Raw genomic sequence first — 18,547 nt, forward strand, 5'->3', positions numbered from 1 at the left:
GAGCCACTTGTCGAAGGAACCCGTGCGATTCGTCGTTCTGGACGAAGCCGCCAGGGCTCCGCACGTTGCCATCCTGAGCGAAACGACCGCAGGACGGTGCCATCATGGAGGCGATCAACGAGCGCTTCAAAGGTGGAAGCATCGCGGACTCGTGTAGTCAGCTTTACTTGCGCCCCCTGTGCATCCCGAAGATGCGCAGGGGGCGTTTTCGTGTTGCAGGGGCGACGGCTCTTTTGAATCGCATGGAAACCGCGTTGGATTTGTCGGTGAACCGCGTGTAATCCGCGTTGGATTCGTAAGTGCCGCGCGTGGAAACCGCGTTGGAGCGGCGTGGGAAAGGCGCTGGATTCAGGGGGAATCCGCGCTAGATCCCTGCCATCTGCGCGTGAGATCGCGTCGCTATCATAGAAAGAGGAGGGTTGCTGGACATAAAATAACGTGTGAGGTATATTATGGGGAACTGGGAAGTTGACCTGAGCCTGATAGCTTCATGGCTTAAGGAGCAGGATCAGGAGACGATCATCGGTGTGACGGTGGCGCTGAACGAGCTTCGCGATGTGGGCCCAGGACTGGGAAGGCCGCTTGTGGACACGGTGAAAGGTTCGTCGTTCAAGAACATGAAAGAGCTTAGACCTCCTTCTTCCGGCAGAAGCGAGATCAGGATATTGTTCGCGTTCGACCCGAAGCGGCGTGCGGTGACGCTGCTGGCGGGCGACAAATCGGCTGGCGGAACCCGCGAGCGATGGAATCGTTGGTATGCGCGGGCTATTCCGAGAGCCGATAGGCTTTACCGACAGCATTTGAGCGAGTTGGAGGATGAGAAATGAAGAAGAGCCTTTCCATCGAAGAATTTCTTGAAACGCGTCCTGACATCACTCCTGAAATGTTGGAGGAAGGCCGTCTTCTCGTCGAGGCGAAGATCAAGGGCTATGAGCTGCAGCAGGCGCGCAAGGCGTGCGGCATGACGCAGAAGGAGGTCGCCGCCAAGATGGGCGTCAGCCAGAAGCGCATCTCCGACCTGGAGAACGGCAGCATCGACGTCATGCAGGTGGAGACGCTGCGGCGCTACATCACCAGCCTGGGCGGCACCCTCGAGATCACGGCCAAACTTCCCGGTGTCTCGTTAGAGCTTCAGGGTCTGGGTACCGATCATCCGCTCTTCAAGCAAGAGGCGTGCGCCTTGGCGGCGGACTGACGGAGGGGATCGTCTCGACCAGCGACGGAGCCTCGCGATTCCGTTGCGCTGCGGGACGGCGTTGGTATGGCAATGCCGCTCGTTGCGGATTTATCGTCACTCGTTACCTTTTTGTTGTGTTTATACAACATGTAGGTATAATAAAGACCGCGACGAACGAACCGCTGATCGAAATGGTCAGGTATTTGGGTCGACGCGGGGAATACCCTCGAAGAACTCGGAAAGCGTCATGTCGAACCCGTTCGCGATTTTCGCGAGGTTCTGCAGGGTGACGTTGCGCTGCCCGACCTCGATGGAGGCCAGATAGGTGCGGTCCATGCCGATTTTGTTGGCGAACCGCTCTTGGCTGACATCGTGGACGGCTCGCAGATCCTTGATGCGCAGACCGACTTTTATTTGAAGTATGTTTCGCATCGTCGCAGCGTATCGTGGATGTTGTGTATATAACAACGGACTATATACAACATTGCATGATCGTTAAGGGAGGGAAGGGCGCTCGTCGCCTTTTTCTTTCGCCGTGATTGTTGTATTTGAGCAACAAATACGGGAGTCGCAAGGCTCGTTACATATCTTGAGAAGGCGAAATCGTCGCAAAGCGCGTTCCGTCGATCGACAAGAGGATGAATAGATGCGCAGCCGGCTCTGCATGAGCGGCCGTTGCCTGAGGGCGGCGGCGGGGCGCAGCTATTCATCCTCTTTTCTTTTGACGGAGCGGTTCGACATGTGCGAGGGAAAGGAGCAGGCATGTGGTACGTGGCGCAAGTGCAAGCGGGTCGTGAGTCCTCGACGCTCGAGATGTGCCGCCGTTTGGTACCGCCCTCCGTCATGGAGGACTGCTTCATGCCCGAATACGAGGTCATGTGGAAGATCCGCGGCGAATGGCGCCTGGTGAAGCGGCTGCTGTTCCCGGGGTACCTGTTCTTCGTGACCGATGACCCCGAGGCTCTCAATAGGGAGCTGTCGCGCGTGCCCATGCCCATTCGTCTGCTGGGCAACGAGGAGAACTCGTTCTTCCCGCTCACTGGTAAGGAACGCGACTGGTTCCTGTCGTTCATGGACGGCAACCATACCGTGCGCATGAGCGAGGGCTACATAAGCGGTGACAAGATCACCGTCACGCGCGGTCCGCTCATGGGCTTCGAGGGCGACATCCGCAAGATCGACCGCCACAAGCGTCGCGCCTACATCGACGTCAGTCTGTTCGGTCGTACCGTCCCCGCCAGCGTCGGTCTGGAAATCGTGAGGAAGTCCGCATGAGGCTGAATCGCTCAACGGGGGGGGGGTGCTGACCGCAAGGGTCGTGTGCTGGTGGTTGAAACTCAAACGACAACAGAAGATTTACTCGAAGGCGGCACGCTAGCGGCGGAAGCCGGGGAAAGCGCGTTCGCTGTTTCTGAGGAGGAGCACGTCGCTGAGACCGCCGGGAACGGTCTGGTCTACCGCTTTGTTAAACGCGCTTTCGATATAGCGTTCTCGCTGTGCGTGGTCGTTGTTGGCTTGGCGCCGATCGCGCTGCTCTTACTGATCATTCGCCTCGAATCCCCCGGTTCGCCGATATACCGCCAAGAGCGCGTCGGTTATCGCGGCCAACCGTTACGCATCTTCAAGCTGCGCACCATGGTGGCCGACTCCGACGATGTCGAGAAGCATCTGAGCCCTGAGCAGCTGGCGCAGTGGAGAAGCGAGCGCAAGGTGGAGGACGATCCCCGCGTCACGCGAGTCGGGCGCTTCCTGCGCAGGACCTCGCTTGACGAGCTGCCTCAATTCCTCAACGTGCTTGCCGGATCGATGAGCATCGTGGGTCCGCGTCCCGTGGTCGAGGAAGAACTCGAGGCATACGGTTCCGATGTGGATGAATTTCTTTCCATGCGTCCGGGGATCACGGGTTGGTGGCAGGTGAGCGCAAGAAACGATGCCACGTATTGTGACGGTAGCCGTCAGGAGCTCGAGCTCTATTACGTGCGCAATGCAACCCTAGCGCTCGATGCGCGGGTGTTCCTCAAAACGTTTGCTGCCATATTTGAAAAGACGGGGAAGTGAAGGACTTTCATGGTGTGTAACGGCCAAGAACGCTACTCGTTTCTTATGAGCGTGTATTGGAAGGTTGACGCTTCGGATCTTGCGAGGAGTATGGAATGCATGTTTGCGCAGACGATTCCGCCTTCGGAGGTTGTGATTGTGAAAGACGGAACGCTTCCGGAGAGCTTGGAAGCGGTGCTTTCCGGCTACGAAAACGATTATCCGAACGTAATGAAAATCATAGGGTATCCGGACAACCAGGGGCTTTGGTACGCATTGCGTCTGGGCCTCGAAGAATGCTCTAACGAATTGGTGGCACGTATGGACTCCGACGACTATGCAGAACCCTGTCGTCTCGAGGAGGAACTGGAGGTTATGCGGAGAAAGCCCTCGATCGACTGTGTCGGCTCGAACGTTGTGGAATTCGAGGGATCGATTGACAACCGCGTTTCGTATGTGGACTTGCCGAGCGAGCACGACGACATTCTTCGTTTCGGAAAGAGGAGATGCCCGTTTCGCCATTCCAGCTTGCTGTACAAGAAAAGCGCTGTTCAACGAGCAGGCAGCTATCAAGAAATGCCTCTGTTCGAGGATTACGATCTTTTTATGCGTATGGTCAAAACTGGAGCCAGGTTCTACAACATTCCCAAACCGCTCGTGTTCATGGGAGTGAACAGCGATTTTTTCCAAAGGCGAGGAGATGTTGGGTATCTCAAAAAGATGGTTCGATTCAGAAAGACATGTTTGAAGCGAGGAGACATTGATCGATTGGAATACCTAACGTCAGTCATACCTCATGCAGCTGTTTGTCTCATGCCGAATGGGTTGCGGACCGTCATTTATAAGAATCTGCTTCGAAAAGACGTTGCATGATGGGTCTTGCAAAAAAGGCGTCGAGTTTGATCAGAGGCGGGGTCAACAGGTTTTCGAGGTCGGTGATTCGAAGCGAGGCTCTTCGCAAGAAACTTGTCATGCACTATTATGCCAAGCACGTTGCCCTTGAGAACCTTGGCAGAACCGCATCCTCGCGAGACGCTGTCGAGCTGCTTTCATGGAGAGCGACCATGGCCTCGAAAGTTTCCTTCTCAAAAGAAGTCTATCGCGGGAATGCATTCTACGGTATCGGACGGGTTCTTCGCGAATATTGTGGAGCGCCGCATTCGCTTAAAGCCTGCGTCGAGCATGGCGTGTACTTCGGAAGCTATGTGAGCAATGCGGAGCTTGAAAGGAGCGACCTTCCGGCTCTTGTGACGTTTGGGGATGCCCGTTTCAACCATATCCGATCCGTCTCCACAGTGCCCGTGTGCAGGATCGGGCCTTATATCGCATACGCTCGCGGATTTCTAGATGCTCGACATATCGCCGAGACGCGTGCAGAGCTCGGTAAAACTCTGCTCGTGTTTCCATCTCACTCAATCGACTTCGTGGGCAAACGATTCGACGTCGACGACTTCATTGCTGAGATCGAAAGAGTGAAAAACCAGATGCAGGTGAAAACCGTCCTCATCTCTCTTTATTATCGCGATGTGCTCGAAGGGGCTGCTTCAGCCTATGAAGATGCGGGCTTCGTTGTCGTGACGAACGGGTATCGAGAGGACGAAAACTTCTTAGGCAGGCAGAAGACCTTCATCGAGCTCTCCGATTTTACGATGTCGAACTCCGTTGGCACGCATGTTGGATACAGCATTTACCTAGGGAAACCTCATTACCTCTATGAGCAGACATGTGTTCAGGTTGCTGCGACGAAAACGGATGCTGCGGAATACGAGAACGATTTTGCCGAAAGCTCGTGCGTTGAGAAATCGGAAGTGTTGAGGGTTTTCTCCCATTATTCCGAAACGATAACGAGCGAGCAACGGGAAGTATGCGAGAAGTACTGGGGGTTCTCGCATGTCTTGCAGAAAGAAGAGATGAGGGCGCTGTTCGATGCCTGCGAGAGGGCTTTCGAGAGCAGTCCGTCTGATCGTCAGCGCGCGCTTGCCCGAACCGTGATGAAATCGGAAGACGGTTCCATGGTTAAGAGCTTAATCGAATGCGTTTGCGTATGAACAGGTCTTATCTCGGAGATCGGCTGCTAGGTGTTAGAGTGAGCGACCTGGCGAGCTCGCTTTGCTTTGCCGCATGCTATCTTTCGATGATCTTCCAATTGCTTGGAGGATCATGGCAGCCTGCATTACGCGTATCGGCGATCGTGTTTGCAGTGATCCTTTTGGCGTACATGGTGGGGAAGGGGCTCGTAGGAACTAAAGTTATCATAGCTGGGCTCGCTCTTGTTTCCTTCACCCTTGTCGACGCGTTTGTGATCGGTTCGAAGGATCTGCCTGCGCTTATGCAAATGTATATCATGTTCGTTCTGGGTTTGTATTTGGTGCGCTGCAATGTATTGGTTGTCGTGGCGCGCGTCATATTCTGGATAGTACTTGCCAGCATGGCCTATCTTTATTCGATTTCGCCCAATCATTACGAAATCTTTCCCACGCAAGGAAGGAACTTTTGCGGCGCTTACGCTCTGCTTGCTTTCATGGTGCTCGCGATAGCTGCCACGCGCAAAGACGGTCGCGTCACCAACGAACTGATGGCATCGGCGATCGCCTGCCTCGCTTTGAGCGTGTACACGGTTGGGCGAGGAAGCATTCTCGCTTGTGCCCTTTTGGTTGCGCTGGTCTTTGTCGTGAGGCTTAAGAACAATAAAGGGGTGACTTCGAGGGCGCTATCCGTATCGATGGTCGTTATCGTTGCTGTTGCGAGCTTCTTTCTTGCGATGTTGGTAGACGGCGATTTGGCTAACCAGCTGTTCGGGCGCTTCGGATCGGTTTCCGCAGGTAGAAGCGACGAGGCTCGCTCGATGCTTTACGGGGACTATCTGAGTGCGGTGCTCTCCAACCGGGACGCGCTGCTTTTTGGGATGGATCCTCGAAGGATCGTGAACGCCACCATTATCGCTACCGGCGGCAACTTGCATTGCTCGTACCTTCAGTGGCATGCGAACTTTGGTTTGGCCGGGCTGTTAGTTCTCGTCGGGACGGTGGCCCTCGGGTTGCGAAGGCTGTGGATCGATGGAAATCAGGTCGTGTGTGTCGCGGCTGCCGCAGTGTTCGTCAGAGCAATGACGGACACCATGCTGGTGGGAGGAATTTGGGACATCGCGTTTTTCTTCCTTCTGTTCACGGTGATTTTGCATGGCGGATCGAAATTGAGATCGAGTCAATAGTGAAAGGACAACAATGAATATAGCGCTCTTATCTGGCGCCGATAAAAATGCAGGAGATTTCCTCATCGTCCACAGGGCGAAGAAACTGATCGAGCAGGAGATTCCCGACTGTGTATTGCATGAGTTCAAAAGAAACGAGGATCTTGAATCTTCTCTCGACGAAGTGAACTCGTGCGACGTCGTTCTGTTTGCCGGAGGTCCTGGTTATATGCAGGACATGTACCCGAATAAGATGCCGCTCGTCGGGGATTTGAATAGGATCAAGCCACCGTTCTTCGCCATGGGGATGGGCGCGTACAGTTTGTCGGCGAATGTCGAAAGCTATCTATTCACCGATCAGAGCAGAACCCTTCTGGAGCGTTTCGAGCGTGACGGCTTCGGATTGGGATGTCGAGACGGGCTGACCGAGGATATTTTGCATCAAGTCGGCGTGCGAAATACCTTGATGACGGGTTGCCCGGCATGGTATGACCTCGACAAGATAGAAGCGCAAGCCCTTTTCCGCAGACCGGTTCAGGGGAATATCGACCATATTGCGATATCCGACCCTGCCCGACCGGAGAACATACCGCTCGCCTGTTCTCTGGTTCGCTATGTGGTCGAGGAATTGCAACCTCGCAAGATCACCTTTGTGTTCCACAGGGGATGGAAGAGCGATCAATACTCAAGGGGATATCTGGCCACCTGCCAGCAGAACCTTAAGACATGGCTTGACAGACAACGGATCGATGTATGCGGGATCGAATACTCCAACGAGGGCTTCGGAGTTTATAACGACACCGATATGCATATCGGGTTTCGGGTCCATGCGCATATCTACAATATGAGCCAGCGGCATCCGTCGTTTTTGATCGAGGAGGATGGCAGGGGGTGGGGGCTTGATGAAACGTTGGGCCTCGACCATATTGGTAAGCTTGCAAGCGGGACTTTCGGAGAAAAAGCTCGGATAATGTCGCCGTACGTGGGGGCGATGGAGACGCTTTTTTCGAAAAGGAGGAGCCAGCCCGTTCTTTCAAAACTCGACTCGGTTATCCATGCCGAGTTCGAATCCGACTTTTCTAAGATGCGAGCGGCTTTCAAGAAGATGGAGGAATCCTACTCCGTTATGCGCAACCATCTAAGGAAGCTGGCATGAAAGTCGTGCTCGGGAACGTTTCGAAATCCTTTCCGCAGTAGCATGGGAGGACGTACCGGCAAAGCGCTCAAGAACGTTGCCGTCGGCGCGGTCGCGCAATCGTGTGCGCTCTTGTTGAGCTTCTTAGTGCGAACGGCGCTCATCATCGGGTTGGGAAAATACTATCTTGGCCTCAATAGCGTCATGACGAGCCTGATCGCGGTTTTCAATTTGGCCGAACTCGGCATGACGAATGCTGTCGTGTATTCCCTCTACCGCCCTCTTGCATGTGGGGATAAGCGCAAGGTCGAGGCTCTTCTAGCCCTGTACAAGAAGGTGTACCGAGGCATGGGCGTAGCGGTGATCGCTGCATCGTTTGCCGCGCTGCCGTTTTTGCACGAGTTAGTCAACACCGAAATCACCGTCGAGGTGTACGAGATATACGGCCTGTTCGTGCTGAGCACTGCCGTCACGTATTTCTTCTTCATGTACCGAGCGGCTCTTCTCCAAGCCAACCAGGAAAAGTACCTTGTCTCCTGTTCGGATCTTGCGTACGCGGTTGTCTCCTCTGCGGGGCAGGTGTTTTGCTTCCTTGTTCTAGGCGACTATATTGCTGCCCTGGTCGTGCTTGTCTGTTCTCAAATCGTCAGAAGTTTTTTGATCCTTGCGTTCAGCAAGCGAAGGCACCCGGATATAGATTACCGGTCGCATGAGAAGCTCGATAAGCGCGAAAAGCGCGAATTGGTCAGGAACGTGTACGCTATGGCAATTGGGAAGTTTAGCGACACCGCCGGTAAAAGCGTTCCCAACGTTGTCATCTCTGCAGGAGTCGGCTTGATCGAAAGCGGCCTGTATTCGAATTATCAGATGATAACCGCCGCGATAATCACCTTCTTGTCTCAGGTTATCGGATCCATGACGGCCAGTGTCGGCAGTCTTCATATCGAAGCCGACGTCGACCATAAGCTCAAGGTTTTCCGTAGATTGAATTTCGCATCGTTCTTAGTGTACGCAGTGTGCTGCTCGTGCGTTTTCGCCGGCGCCGAGTCCTTTATCACTGCATGGGTTGGTGAGGAGTACGTACTCGACACGGCGTGTGTGCTCGGACTCTGCTTCAATCTATTGACGATTGGCCTGGTTCACGGGACGGTCGTGTTCAAGGATGGGTGCGGGATATTCTTCCAGGGCCGTTACAGGCCGCTTGTAAGCTGCGTGCTTACGATAGTTCTTTGCGTCGTCTTCGTAGGTCCTTTTGGAATAGCAGGCGTCATCTGGGCATCTGCGATCAGTCGTCTGCTTACGACAAATTGGTACGATCCTTGGCTTTTGTTTAAGCACGTTTTCCATCGTTCTCCCGCTACTTATTACGTGCGAACCGTCCTGTTCGCTGCGGTGGGGATTGGGTGCATGCTCGCATGCGGTTTCGTCTGTCGCATGCTTCCGGGCGACTCGTGGCTGCTTTTTGCGGAGCAGATTCTCGTTTCCTGCTTGCTGACAAGCGTACTGGTCCTCCTCATCTTTGCACGTACGGAGCAGGAAGCGTATGTGCTCGGATTGTTGAAAGGTATCTTTAAAAGGAAGGAATGCGAACGATGAGCAAATTGGCTTCGCTCGTGCCGTTCGGGGGTTCGATCAAACGAGCCTACGTCAATACGGGATACCGGTTGAGGCATGTCAAGCATCATGTGGTAATAGGTCCGAACGTTGAGCTATCCGAGGTGGTCTTCGGAGCATATGTGAACATTTCCCACCACGCGCAGATCTCGGGGTCGTCGCTTGGAAAGAGGACGAGCGTGGGCAGGTATACGAAGATACGAAATGCCGATATTGGAAGCTATTGCTCGATTTCCTGGGATGTCACCATCGGCGCTGCCTCTCATCCGATGGATCATCCTTCATCCCATGCGTTTTGGTATCGAAAGCAGTTCGGAATCGTCGAGGACGATGTAGCTCTCGAGGCGGAGAAGATCGTGATCGGAAATGATGTCTGGATAGGATGTGCCGCGATCGTCTTGCCAGGTGTAACTATCGGCGATGGTGCAGTGGTCGGTGCTAATACCGTGGTCACGAAAAACGTCGATCCGTATACGGTCGTTGCAGGATGTCCGGCGAAGGCTATAAAGAAACGATTCGATGAATCGTTATGCGAGGAGATGTCTTCCCTTCGTTGGTGGGATTGGTCCGATGGGAGAATCAGGGAAGCGACTCCCTTTTTCGAGCGCCCCCTTTCCTGCGATTCGCTGCGTACGCTGCAGGAAACGGAGGATTCGCGATGAGCGTGGCGGTTGTCATTCCGGCTAGGGGAGGATCTAAGGGGATACCCCGCAAGAACATGCGCCTGATGAACGGCAAGCCCCTGATCGCCTACGCCATCGAGAATGCGCTTGCGTCGAGATACGTCGATAAGGTGCTCGTTTCTTCCGACTCGGAGGAAGTGCTCGCGTTCGCATCGCAATACGACAACGTTTTGGCGCTTGGCAGAGAGTCGAGATTGGCTCAAGATGCGGTTACCCTCGATCCGGTTGTGTACGATGCGATCAGCAGATGCGAGGCGGACGGTTTGTTCGATGTCGTGGTGACGTTGCAGCCTACGTCGCCCTTGCTCTCGGTGGAAACACTAGACGCTGCTTTGGAATATTTTCTATCGAGCGAGCTCGACACCTTGATCAGTGTGGTCAATAATCCCCATCTAAGCTGGATGGAGGATAGCTCGGGCCGCGTTTTTCCGGCGTACGAGAAACGTCTCAACCGCCAACAGCTTCCGCGCCATTATGTCGAAACGGGAGCTTTCCTCGTCTCGCGTCGGGAGTGCGTGACTCCTGCAGGAAGGCTTGGAAATAGCGTTGGTGTGTTCGAAGTTCCGGAAGCTGAATCGACCGATATTGATACCAGGAAAGACTGGGTCGTATGCGAATCGCTGTTGGCTCGCAGATCCATAGTCTTTCGTGTGGACGGACATCGGCAGCTCGGGCTCGGGCACGTGTTTAGAGCGTTGACGCTGTCGTATTCTCTCACCGAGCACGAGGTGACGTTCGTGTGCGACGCTCGTTATCGGGAAGGCATAGACAAACTGCGCGCTTCGAACATGCCTGTGGTAGAGATTGAAAACGAAGCTCACCTGTTGTCTTGGCTTGATGAAAAACGTCCGGACATTTACATTCATGACTGCCTCGACACAGAAATCGAGTTCGTTCGGGAAGTGAAGAAACGTGCTGGGCGAGTGGTTACGTTCGAGGATTTGGGCGATGGTGCGCGCGAGGCTGATGCCGTGGTGAACGCCATCTATGAAGACGCTTCTCCGCATCACAACGTCTACACCGGCAAATCGTACGTTGCTCTGAGGGACGAGTTCCTTATTGCAAAACCGAGACCTTTTTCAGAGACGGTGCGCCGAATCCTCGTTCTGTTTGGGGGTACCGACCCCTTGGATTTGACATCGAAGATCTACGAGCTTGCTAGAACTCGGAACGAATCGAACGTCGACATAACGTTCGATTTTATTCTAGGTTCTGGATATGCCGGCGACGGCATTGTCTCGCTTCCTGAATGCGGCATTCGTGTGATGAAGGACGTAGTACGCGTGAGCGACTATATGCGAGAGGCGGATATGGCGATTTCCTCGCAGGGTCGCACCACGTTCGAACTGGCTTCTTTGGGCGTGCCGACTATCGTGCTCGCTCAGAATGATCGAGAGCGATTGCATCGGTTTGCCCAGATGGACAATGGGTTCATCAATCTCGGTTTGGGCAGTGAGGTATCGGATGCCGATATCGCCTCGACTCTAGAATGGCTTATCGGTGCCGTGTCGGTGCGCAGGGAAATGCGCCGGCTCATGCTCGAGAATGATCTGAAATCGGGAATCAAAAGAGTGAAGAGAATAATTTTGGGAGAGTCGCTATGAGCAAATTGATCGACAGGATTCTGTCAGGCGAGTTTACACTGATCGCGGAAATAGGTGTGAACTACTACGATATTGCCAAGCAGGAGGGCATATCGAATATGGAAGCAGCCAAGCTTATGTGCCGCGAGGCGAAAAGTGCGGGGATACACGCTGTGAAGTTCCAAACATACAAAGCGGAAACTCTTGCGGTCGCGGATTCTCCTTCTTACTGGGACAATTCGGAGGAACCGACAACAACTCAGCGTGCGCTGTTCGAGAAGTTCGATTCTTTCGGCGAGTTCGAGTATAGGGAGCTAGCTAACTATTGTGCTGGTTTGGGTCTGGATTTTTGCTCAACGGCATTTGATTTTGAGAGTGCGGATTATCTCGAATCCCTTATGGATGTGTACAAGGTGTCTTCTAGTGATTTGACGAACCTTCCATTCATAGAATACCAAGCCGCTAAGGGTAAGCCTATGATCGTATCGGTAGGCGCTGGGGATCTGGCGGAGATAGAGCGGGCCGTAGAAACAGTAAGAAAAGTTAACGACTGTCCTATTGTTCTGTGCCATTGCGTTTTGGAATATCCTACGCCTTACGAACACGCGAACCTTCGTCGCATCTCGTCTCTCGCGAAGGAATTTCCAGATGTTATCGTCGGCTATTCCGATCACTGCAAGCCTGACGAGTCGGCTGACGTGATCAAGGCGGCTTATGCGCTTGGCGCCCACGTGGTGGAAAAACACTTCACGTTGGATAAAAAGCTTCCAGGCAATGATCATTATCATGCAATGGATCCTCATGATGCTCGCAAGATTATCGAAGGCGTGCGATTTGTGGAGACGCTTCTTGGGAACGAGGAGCTGGGTTTCTGCGAGTCCGAGGCAAAAGCTCGCAGAAACGCTCGTCGTTCTATCGTGACGGCTGTCAGGATTGCTCAAGGGGATGTCATTACTCGGGAAATGCTGACTTTCAAGCGTCCTGGAACAGGAATTTCCCCGCAAGATATCGATGAGGTGATTGGTCGAATCGCTTTGAGCGATATTAGTGTAGACACGACGGTGACGCGCGAGATGATCTGCTAGTCATTTTGGGGGAGGCTAAGAATCAGATGGAAAGGTGCGACGATGGAAGATGAGGGTGAAGTATCCTTTTTTCGATCTAAGACCTTTTTAAGCAAGGACCGCCGATCTCGCGGAATCGTTGACTGCATTATTGCATGCACCCTTGCTTTCGTCTTGAGCTTTGCGTTTTTGCCAAGCGTTGCTTTTGCTGAAGTTGCGAATGAAGTAGCCGGAAACGAAACGATTGCATCTTCGGATTCTGAAAACGACGATGCTCTAGAATCCGAAGAAGCGGTCGAACCCGATTCTTCTATTCCTTCGGAGAGCGAGCCAGTGCAGCCGATCGGGGAAGAAGACGGATCGTCTGACAACGAAGGTTCGGATTCTGCGGACGATGTGCAGGAGCCTGAGGTGGAGTCCTCTCCGACGATTGAGCTCTCTTCCGATGAAGACGAATCGAAATCGGATATGGTGACAAACATCGCCGAACCCGAACCCGAACCCGAACCTGAAACCGAAGCGGAAATCGAAACCAAAACCGAAAAGGAATCGGAAAAGCCAGTCGATCCTTCGAGCAATCCCCTGTCTGCCGAGATAGAGGCACTCATTAACTCTCGGAGTGACGAGGCAGAAAAATGTATCGCTTCGGGGTATTCTTCGATGAACCAGGCTCTCGATGCTGTGGGCGAACTCGACGACAGGGAATTAGGGCACGTTGAGATTCAAGCTAAAATGAAAGACGGATGCACAGCGTATTCTGTGTTCATTTTAAAAGAAGCGAAGTTTTCTATAGCGTTAGGAACAAATCAAACGAATTCGGCGTTCGATGTCGTTATGCGTTCCGGTTGGAACAGCCTTGCCGAGAGCATAGACGTATCCTCTTTCAAATATGATGTTGGTAACAGCTCAAAGGTGTACTTTGAAGCTGTCATAGACAACCCGGATTGCTTTAATGTGTTTACGGGGTATCGAGTTGGCTACGGAAGCGACGGTTTGATTAGGTACTTCAGCCCGTTGTACATAACCAGCGATAAGGCAACGTACAGCACTATGAAGAGCAAGTTCGACATTGCCGTGAAGGAAGCGTTGTCGAATACGTCTTCTTCGATGACGGATTTGGGCAAAGCATTTGTTTTGCATGATTGGTTGTGCAAAAAGACGGAATACGGGCAGAATAAAGTCGAATATGCTACGTATACTGCTTACGGAACGCTTGTTGATGGCATGGGCGTTTGTCAGTCGTACACGTTCGCCTATTCTAGTCTTTTGAAAGCTGCGGGCATCGAGGCGACATGCCTTCTAGTTGATGCCATGAATCATTCGTGGAACCTTGTGAGCATCGACGGTAGTTTCTATCACGTTGATGTGACGTTCGATGACGGCTGGAACGATGCTGATCTTCATCGCTATTTCATGAAGAGCGACCAGGCATTTTACAATCTTGAGCACTATAGTTGGACTAGCTTGACGACGTATGGCTGGAACAGCTCTCTTTCCGCTTCGTCTACCAAGTACGATACGTACAATTGGTTTTCGTATAACCCCTATGTTGGCAGCGAGAAGCCTGATCCTGCGCCTGATCCTAAACCCACGATCTTGGAAGCGCCCGTCATCACGTCGATCTCCAACGTGACGGCGTCGGGGGCGACGGTCTCGTGGCGGGCCGTCTCCGGGGCCTCGGGGTACGTCGTCATGCGGTCGACCTCGGCCTCGGGGACGTACTCGACGGTGGGCAAGACGAAGGGGACGAGCTACGCCGACTCCACCGCCTCGCCCGGCAGGACGTACTACTACAAGGTGTGCGGCTACGTCACCAACGGCTCCTCCAACTCGCGGGGCAAGGTCTCGGGTTTGGCGGCGATTACCACGGACAAATGATCAGCCTTTAGATGTATATGCACAACCGACTTGAGCCACATTTTGTGTAACTTATATCGTGTTAGAGTCGAAGGCTATGTGCTTTTCAAAAGTTTCACGAATTGCGGAAGAGGTAAGTGCGCAGTAGTTCGTGAGACAGGAAAGGAGGGTGATTGCGTTTGGTTCCGCCATGCCGTCTTTCGAAAGCGCGAGAGCGATGGATTCAAGACCGTTGAGCGTCATGCAAACATCGGCTACTTCATCGACTGCTTCGAGAGCTGTTTCTATTTGAGGTGCTTGACGGTACATAGTCATCTCATTTCAGTATGCAAATTATTATCTAATATTTAAGAATTCAAATATTTTATCATATTTGATCTAAAGAGTAAGAGAAATAACGACGTAGATCCAAATTTTGCTTTCTTGTTGACGTTGATTGCTGATACTCTGTGCGAAGAGGAGGAATCAATGTCGTCGATTCGTTACTACAAGCTATTCGACATGCTTGCTCGTCGTGGATATAAAAAAACCGACCTCAAGTTAGAAGTCGGTTTTTCCACGGTTACCGTCGCCAAGCTTTCCAAGGGGGAGTCCGTTACCACGGACACCATCCTTCGCATTTGCGAGCGGTTCGACGTGCAGCCGGGCGACATCATGGAGTACGTCCCCGACGAGGACTGAGTGCCAAGCACGGGATGAAGCGGGTTTCGGATAAGGTTGACGAACGGTAGTTGCGCAAATAGGGCGGCGTGATCAAAGCATCATTCGTCTACCTCTGGCGTTCCCTTTGTGCGATGCGTCTGCGGTTACGGCCGCGCGGGATCCTTCGACTACGTTCCTGCGGCGCTCCGTCAGGATGACATGCAGCGCGACCTACGCGCTTGCGCTCAGGATGACGGAAAGGTGGGCGGATAAGACGTTGACGCCGTTCCTTGTCTCGTCGTCGGCGGTTCAGCTTGCGTGGACGCAAAAGGGCGCCCATGACAGTGATCGGGCGGTTTCGGGGCGCTTCTCCGGCACCGCGCGTCCGCCTCCGCACGGTTTCGCTTGTCGATGTGCAGCAAAATCGTCGGTTTGGCACATCTCGACGAACTTCGGCCTCGTTTCCCGAAGAAGGCTGAAGCGAAACCCCAGGTCGTGTTCGGCGGCCTCCTGGGAATATGGCATCCGGGCGGGTCTGGCGTGCCAAACCGGCGATTTTGCTGCACGCAGGCACTCCGAAATCGTGCGTCGGCCCGGCTCGACCGCGAACCCGCTCATCGGCCCGGCCGCGCTTCCGTGCGCCCGGGCTTAGCTTCAGAGTCTGGTAGGGGGCGGCCCTCGAACCAGCCCTCGAATTCAACAGCTTGCGGAAATTACCTGCACGTGAGCTTGTTTTTCGGCAACTTTGCTATAATGACTGATCGTGTGCATGTATTGCGCGTTTTCCATACCTGCGCACCAGTCGCTGAATATACAAGAAAACGAGGTTGAAATGAGCGAACTGCTTAACCAGCTGTGGACTCCTGAACTGCAAGCCGCGTTCACCGTGGTTGTGGTGCTGCTGGTCATCCTGTATGTGCTGTCCATCGTCTGGGTGGTGCGCGATGCGTACCTGCGCGGTTCCTACTGGTACGTGTGGGCTATCGTGGCGCTCGTCCCGTTGCTCGGCATCATCGCGTACTGCTTGCTGCGCCCGCCGCTGCTGCAGATCGACCGCGACGAGCAGGAGCTGGAGATCGCGCTGAAGCAGCGCGAGCTCATGAAGTACGGCGAGTGCGCGAACTGCGGCTACCCGGTGGAAGCCGACTTCGTGCTGTGCCCGAACTGCCACCAGCGTCTCAAGAACCTTTGCGGCACCTGCAACCACGCGCTCGACCCCACCTGGACCGTGTGCCCGTACTGCGCCACGCCCGTTGCCGGTGGTCCGCGCACGCGTCGTGCCCCGCAGCAGCGCGGCGCTCGAACGCAGCAGCCGCAGCAGGCGGCGACCCAGCAGCAGACGAGGCAGGCGCGCCCCGCTCAGTCCGAGCACGGCGTGCAGTAACCACTTCGCAATGCAATCGAAGCCGCCTCGCGAACAACGGGGCGGCTTCGTTGTTTTGTCGCAAAGGCGGGCGCAAGGCGCGCTCGCTGCGAACCGATCGTGCAGGCGCTTTGTGCGCGCCCGGCACAGGAAAGGAACAGATATGAACATCGTACTTCCCGACGGCTCGAAGAAAGAGCTCGCAGACGGCTCCACCGTCGCCGACGTGGCCGCGTCCATCGGCGCCGGCCTGGCGAAGGCCGCGCTCGCGGGCATCGTGAACGACCAGCCGGTCGATCTGACGGCCCCCGTGGCCGAAGGCGACTCGGTTGCCATCGTCACGGCCAAGAGCGACGAGGGGCTGGAGCTTCTGCGCCACTCCACCGCGCACGTCATGGCCGCCGCGCTCGTCGACCTCTACGGCGACGTGCAGTTCGGTGTGGGGCCGGCCATCGAGGACGGTTTCTACTACGACGTGAAGCTCGACCGCGCGCTGTCGCCGGACGACTTTGCCGCCATCGAGGCCCGCATGGCCGAGATCGTGAAGGCCGACGAAGCCTTCGAGCGTCGCGTGGTCACGCGCGCCGAGGCCGAGGAGATCTTCGCGGGCCAGCCGTTCAAGCTGGAGCTCATCGCCGAGTTGCCGGAGGACGCCGTCATCACCACGTACACCATCGGCAAGTTCACCGACTTGTGCCGCGGCCCGCACCTGCCCTCTACCGGCAAGCTGGGCGCGTTCAAGTTGACCAAGCTGGCCGGCGCGTACTGGCGCGGCGATGCCGAGCGCGAGATGCTCACCCGCATCTACGGCACCGCCTTCTTCAAGCAGAAGGAGCTGGACGAGCACCTGCGCAACCTGGAGGAGGCCGAGAAGCGCGACCATCGCAAGCTGGGCCGCGAGCTGGGCATCTACACCATGGATCCGCTGGCCGGCGTGGGTCTGCCCATGTACCTGCCCAAGGGCGCGCGCGTGATCCGCACCATGCAGGAGTGGCTGCGCCGCGACCTGTACGAGCGCGGCTACGAGGAGGTTATCACGCCGCACGTGTACAACGCCGACGTGTGGAAGACCTCGGGCCACTACGGCTTCTACAAAGAGAACATGTACTTCTTCAACATCAACGAGGGCACCGACGAGGATCCGCGCCTCACCGAGTACGCCGTGAAGCCCATGAACTGCCCGGGCCACGTGATGCTGTACAAGAGCGAGCTGCATTCCTACCGCGACCTGCCGCTGCGCTACTTCGAGTTCGGCACCGTGTACCGCCACGAGATGAGCGGCGTCGTGCACGGCCTGCTGCGCGCCCGCGGCTTCACTCAGGACGACGCGCACGTGTTCTGCACGCGCGACCAGGTAGTGGACGAGGTGGTGGCCATCCTCGACCTCGTGGACCACATCATGTCCACGTTCGGGTTCCAGTACGAGGCCGAGATCTCCACGCGCCCGGAGAAGAGCATCGGAACCGACGACATGTGGGAGCACGCCACCAACGCGCTCAAGGAAGCCTGCGCGCGCCACGAGCTGGCCTACGACATCAACGAGGGCGACGGCGCGTTCTACGGCCCGAAGATCGACATCAAGGTGAAGGACGCCATCGGGCGCACCTGGCAGTGCTCCACCGTGCAGGTGGACTTCAACATGCCCGAGCGCTTCGAACTGACCTACCGCACCGAGGACAACACCGAGGAGCGCCCCTGGATGCTCCATCGCGCCATCTTCGGCTCCATCGAGCGCTTCCTCGGCATCCTCATCGAGCACTACGCCGGCGCGCTGCCGCTGTGGCTGGCTCCCGTGCAGGTGGCCGTGCTGCCGCTGGCCGACCGTCACAACGAGGCGGCGCACGAGCTGGCGAAGCAGCTGAAGGCCGCGGGCGGCCGCATCGAGGTGTACGACCAGAACGAGCCCATGCGCGTGAAGATCGCGAAGGCGCAAAGCCAGAAGATCCCGTACATGGTGGTGCTGGGCGACAAGGAGATCGAGAACGGCACGGTCAGCGTGCGCGAGCGCCACGAGGGCGACCTCGGCGCGTGGCCGGTCGAGCAGCTGGTGGAGAAGCTGCGCGAGGCCGCGCTGTAGACGCTCGCTCCCCATCCTCCGCGTGACAGCGACCTCGGCAGCGTGCCGGGGTCGCTTTTTTTTCACGGTTGCGTACTATATCGGCTTCCGATATACTGACTATATCGGAAGCCGATATAGTTTTG

Annotated in this window: 19 protein-coding genes; 17 read left to right on the forward strand and 2 right to left on the reverse strand. The window is 55.2% G+C overall.

The window, feature by feature from the left end:
• Window positions 1–104 precede the first annotated feature (104 nt).
• The 3 genes from GT590_RS08415 to GT590_RS08425 all read left to right on the forward strand — a co-directional run bounded on the left by GT590_RS08415 (window position 105) and on the right by GT590_RS08425 (window position 1,195).
• A complete protein-coding gene (locus GT590_RS08415; RefSeq protein WP_156996301.1) occupies window positions 105–281 on the forward strand; it encodes a hypothetical protein in 177 nt (58 codons plus the stop codon).
• A 171-nt stretch (window positions 282–452) separates the two neighbouring features.
• Complete coding sequence (locus GT590_RS08420; RefSeq protein WP_156996302.1) at window positions 453–827, forward strand: type II toxin-antitoxin system RelE/ParE family toxin; 375 nt, start codon at window positions 453–455, stop codon at window positions 825–827.
• The gene (locus GT590_RS08425; RefSeq protein WP_009304217.1) at window positions 824–1,195 is read left to right on the forward strand and encodes a helix-turn-helix domain-containing protein; all 372 of its coding nucleotides are present in this window, start codon (window positions 824–826) and stop codon (window positions 1,193–1,195) included. The genes GT590_RS08420 and GT590_RS08425 overlap by 4 nt, the downstream gene beginning before the upstream one ends.
• Window positions 1,196–1,372: 177 nt before the next feature.
• On the opposite strand, the gene GT590_RS08430 is transcribed toward GT590_RS08425, so the two are convergent.
• The gene (locus GT590_RS08430) at window positions 1,373–1,609 is read right to left on the reverse strand and encodes a helix-turn-helix domain-containing protein (RefSeq protein ID WP_009304218.1); all 237 of its coding nucleotides are present in this window, start codon (window positions 1,607–1,609) and stop codon (window positions 1,373–1,375) included.
• Between the two features lie 330 nt (window positions 1,610–1,939).
• On the opposite strand from GT590_RS08430, the gene loaP reads away from it, so the two are divergent.
• Genes loaP through GT590_RS08485 form a run of 11 tightly spaced genes read left to right on the forward strand, consistent with a single transcriptional unit; the run spans window position 1,940 to window position 14,361 of the window.
• The gene (loaP, locus tag GT590_RS08435) at window positions 1,940–2,452 is read left to right on the forward strand and encodes an antiterminator LoaP (RefSeq protein WP_009304219.1); all 513 of its coding nucleotides are present in this window, start codon (window positions 1,940–1,942) and stop codon (window positions 2,450–2,452) included.
• 45 nt (window positions 2,453–2,497) lie between these two features.
• On the forward strand, window positions 2,498–3,235 hold the full coding sequence (locus GT590_RS08440) for a sugar transferase (RefSeq protein ID WP_161171002.1): 738 nt from the start codon (window positions 2,498–2,500) through the stop codon (window positions 3,233–3,235).
• Window positions 3,236–3,280: 45 nt separating this feature from the next.
• On the forward strand, window positions 3,281–4,087 hold the full coding sequence (locus GT590_RS08445) for a glycosyltransferase (protein ID WP_192933340.1): 807 nt from the start codon (window positions 3,281–3,283) through the stop codon (window positions 4,085–4,087).
• Window positions 4,084–5,262 carry a hypothetical protein gene (locus tag GT590_RS08450; protein WP_161171003.1) on the forward strand — a complete coding sequence of 393 codons (1,179 nt, stop codon included), beginning with the start codon at window positions 4,084–4,086 and terminating at the stop codon, window positions 5,260–5,262. Before GT590_RS08445 ends, GT590_RS08450 begins: the two co-directional genes overlap by 4 nt.
• A 38-nt stretch (window positions 5,263–5,300) precedes the next feature.
• Window positions 5,301–6,425, forward strand: a complete 1,125-nt coding sequence (locus GT590_RS08455) for a hypothetical protein (protein WP_147271136.1) — start codon at window positions 5,301–5,303, stop codon at window positions 6,423–6,425.
• 13 nt (window positions 6,426–6,438) lie between these two features.
• The gene (locus GT590_RS08460; RefSeq protein WP_114550524.1) at window positions 6,439–7,560 is read left to right on the forward strand and encodes a polysaccharide pyruvyl transferase family protein; all 1,122 of its coding nucleotides are present in this window, start codon (window positions 6,439–6,441) and stop codon (window positions 7,558–7,560) included.
• A 42-nt stretch (window positions 7,561–7,602) separates the two neighbouring features.
• Window positions 7,603–9,135: a lipopolysaccharide biosynthesis protein gene (locus tag GT590_RS08465; RefSeq protein WP_114550523.1), complete on the forward strand. Its 1,533-nt coding sequence runs from the start codon at window positions 7,603–7,605 to the stop codon at window positions 9,133–9,135.
• Window positions 9,132–9,815, forward strand: a complete 684-nt coding sequence (locus GT590_RS14760) for a DapH/DapD/GlmU-related protein (protein ID WP_271802456.1) — start codon at window positions 9,132–9,134, stop codon at window positions 9,813–9,815. The genes GT590_RS08465 and GT590_RS14760 overlap by 4 nt, the downstream gene beginning before the upstream one ends.
• Window positions 9,812–11,440 carry an acylneuraminate cytidylyltransferase gene (locus tag GT590_RS08475; RefSeq protein WP_114550521.1) on the forward strand — a complete coding sequence of 543 codons (1,629 nt, stop codon included), beginning with the start codon at window positions 9,812–9,814 and terminating at the stop codon, window positions 11,438–11,440. The genes GT590_RS14760 and GT590_RS08475 overlap by 4 nt, the downstream gene beginning before the upstream one ends.
• A complete protein-coding gene (locus tag GT590_RS08480; protein WP_161171004.1) occupies window positions 11,437–12,504 on the forward strand; it encodes an N-acetylneuraminate synthase family protein in 1,068 nt (355 codons plus the stop codon). Before GT590_RS08475 ends, GT590_RS08480 begins: the two co-directional genes overlap by 4 nt.
• Window positions 12,505–12,546: 42 nt before the next feature.
• A complete protein-coding gene (locus tag GT590_RS08485; protein WP_114558077.1) occupies window positions 12,547–14,361 on the forward strand; it encodes a fibronectin type III domain-containing protein in 1,815 nt (604 codons plus the stop codon).
• Window positions 14,362–14,412: 51 nt separating this feature from the next.
• Here GT590_RS08485 and GT590_RS08490 read toward each other — a convergent pair whose 3' ends face one another.
• Window positions 14,413–14,649 carry a hypothetical protein gene (locus GT590_RS08490; RefSeq protein ID WP_114558078.1) on the reverse strand — a complete coding sequence of 79 codons (237 nt, stop codon included), beginning with the start codon at window positions 14,647–14,649 and terminating at the stop codon, window positions 14,413–14,415.
• A gap of 159 nt (window positions 14,650–14,808) precedes the next feature.
• Here GT590_RS08490 and GT590_RS08495 point away from each other — a divergent pair, with 159 nt between their 5' ends.
• From GT590_RS08495 to thrS, 3 genes are all read left to right on the forward strand, one after another.
• A complete protein-coding gene (locus GT590_RS08495) occupies window positions 14,809–15,021 on the forward strand; it encodes a helix-turn-helix transcriptional regulator (RefSeq protein ID WP_161171005.1) in 213 nt (70 codons plus the stop codon).
• Window positions 15,022–15,814: 793 nt separating this feature from the next.
• The gene (locus tag GT590_RS08500; protein WP_009304230.1) at window positions 15,815–16,366 is read left to right on the forward strand and encodes a zinc ribbon domain-containing protein; all 552 of its coding nucleotides are present in this window, start codon (window positions 15,815–15,817) and stop codon (window positions 16,364–16,366) included.
• A gap of 142 nt (window positions 16,367–16,508) precedes the next feature.
• Complete coding sequence (thrS, locus tag GT590_RS08505) at window positions 16,509–18,422, forward strand: threonine--tRNA ligase (protein ID WP_114558079.1); 1,914 nt, start codon at window positions 16,509–16,511, stop codon at window positions 18,420–18,422.
• Window positions 18,423–18,547: the final 125 nt, after the last annotated feature.

This window comes from Eggerthella sp. BIOML-A1, assembly GCF_009875595.1.
Taxonomy (GTDB): Bacteria; Actinomycetota; Coriobacteriia; order Coriobacteriales; family Eggerthellaceae; genus Eggerthella; species Eggerthella lenta.

Coding starts and splice junctions, on each gene's coding strand:
- GT590_RS08475 (WP_114550521.1), top strand. CDS start 9,812: ATGAGCGTGGCGGTTGTCATTCCGGCTAGGGGAGGATCTAAGGGGATA.
- GT590_RS08415 (WP_156996301.1), top strand. CDS start 105: ATGGAGGCGATCAACGAGCGCTTCAAAGGTGGAAGCATCGCGGACTCG.
- loaP (WP_009304219.1), top strand. CDS start 1,940: ATGTGGTACGTGGCGCAAGTGCAAGCGGGTCGTGAGTCCTCGACGCTC.
- GT590_RS08465 (WP_114550523.1), top strand. CDS start 7,603: ATGGGAGGACGTACCGGCAAAGCGCTCAAGAACGTTGCCGTCGGCGCG.
- thrS (WP_114558079.1), top strand. CDS start 16,509: ATGAACATCGTACTTCCCGACGGCTCGAAGAAAGAGCTCGCAGACGGC.
- GT590_RS08430 (WP_009304218.1), bottom strand. CDS start 1,609: ATGCGAAACATACTTCAAATAAAAGTCGGTCTGCGCATCAAGGATCTG.
- GT590_RS08445 (WP_192933340.1), top strand. CDS start 3,281: ATGAGCGTGTATTGGAAGGTTGACGCTTCGGATCTTGCGAGGAGTATG.
- GT590_RS08425 (WP_009304217.1), top strand. CDS start 824: ATGAAGAAGAGCCTTTCCATCGAAGAATTTCTTGAAACGCGTCCTGAC.
- GT590_RS08460 (WP_114550524.1), top strand. CDS start 6,439: ATGAATATAGCGCTCTTATCTGGCGCCGATAAAAATGCAGGAGATTTC.
- GT590_RS08490 (WP_114558078.1), bottom strand. CDS start 14,649: ATGTACCGTCAAGCACCTCAAATAGAAACAGCTCTCGAAGCAGTCGAT.
- GT590_RS08500 (WP_009304230.1), top strand. CDS start 15,815: ATGAGCGAACTGCTTAACCAGCTGTGGACTCCTGAACTGCAAGCCGCG.
- GT590_RS08420 (WP_156996302.1), top strand. CDS start 453: ATGGGGAACTGGGAAGTTGACCTGAGCCTGATAGCTTCATGGCTTAAG.
- GT590_RS08485 (WP_114558077.1), top strand. CDS start 12,547: ATGGAAGATGAGGGTGAAGTATCCTTTTTTCGATCTAAGACCTTTTTA.
- GT590_RS14760 (WP_271802456.1), top strand. CDS start 9,132: ATGAGCAAATTGGCTTCGCTCGTGCCGTTCGGGGGTTCGATCAAACGA.
- GT590_RS08495 (WP_161171005.1), top strand. CDS start 14,809: ATGTCGTCGATTCGTTACTACAAGCTATTCGACATGCTTGCTCGTCGT.
- GT590_RS08480 (WP_161171004.1), top strand. CDS start 11,437: ATGAGCAAATTGATCGACAGGATTCTGTCAGGCGAGTTTACACTGATC.
- GT590_RS08450 (WP_161171003.1), top strand. CDS start 4,084: ATGATGGGTCTTGCAAAAAAGGCGTCGAGTTTGATCAGAGGCGGGGTC.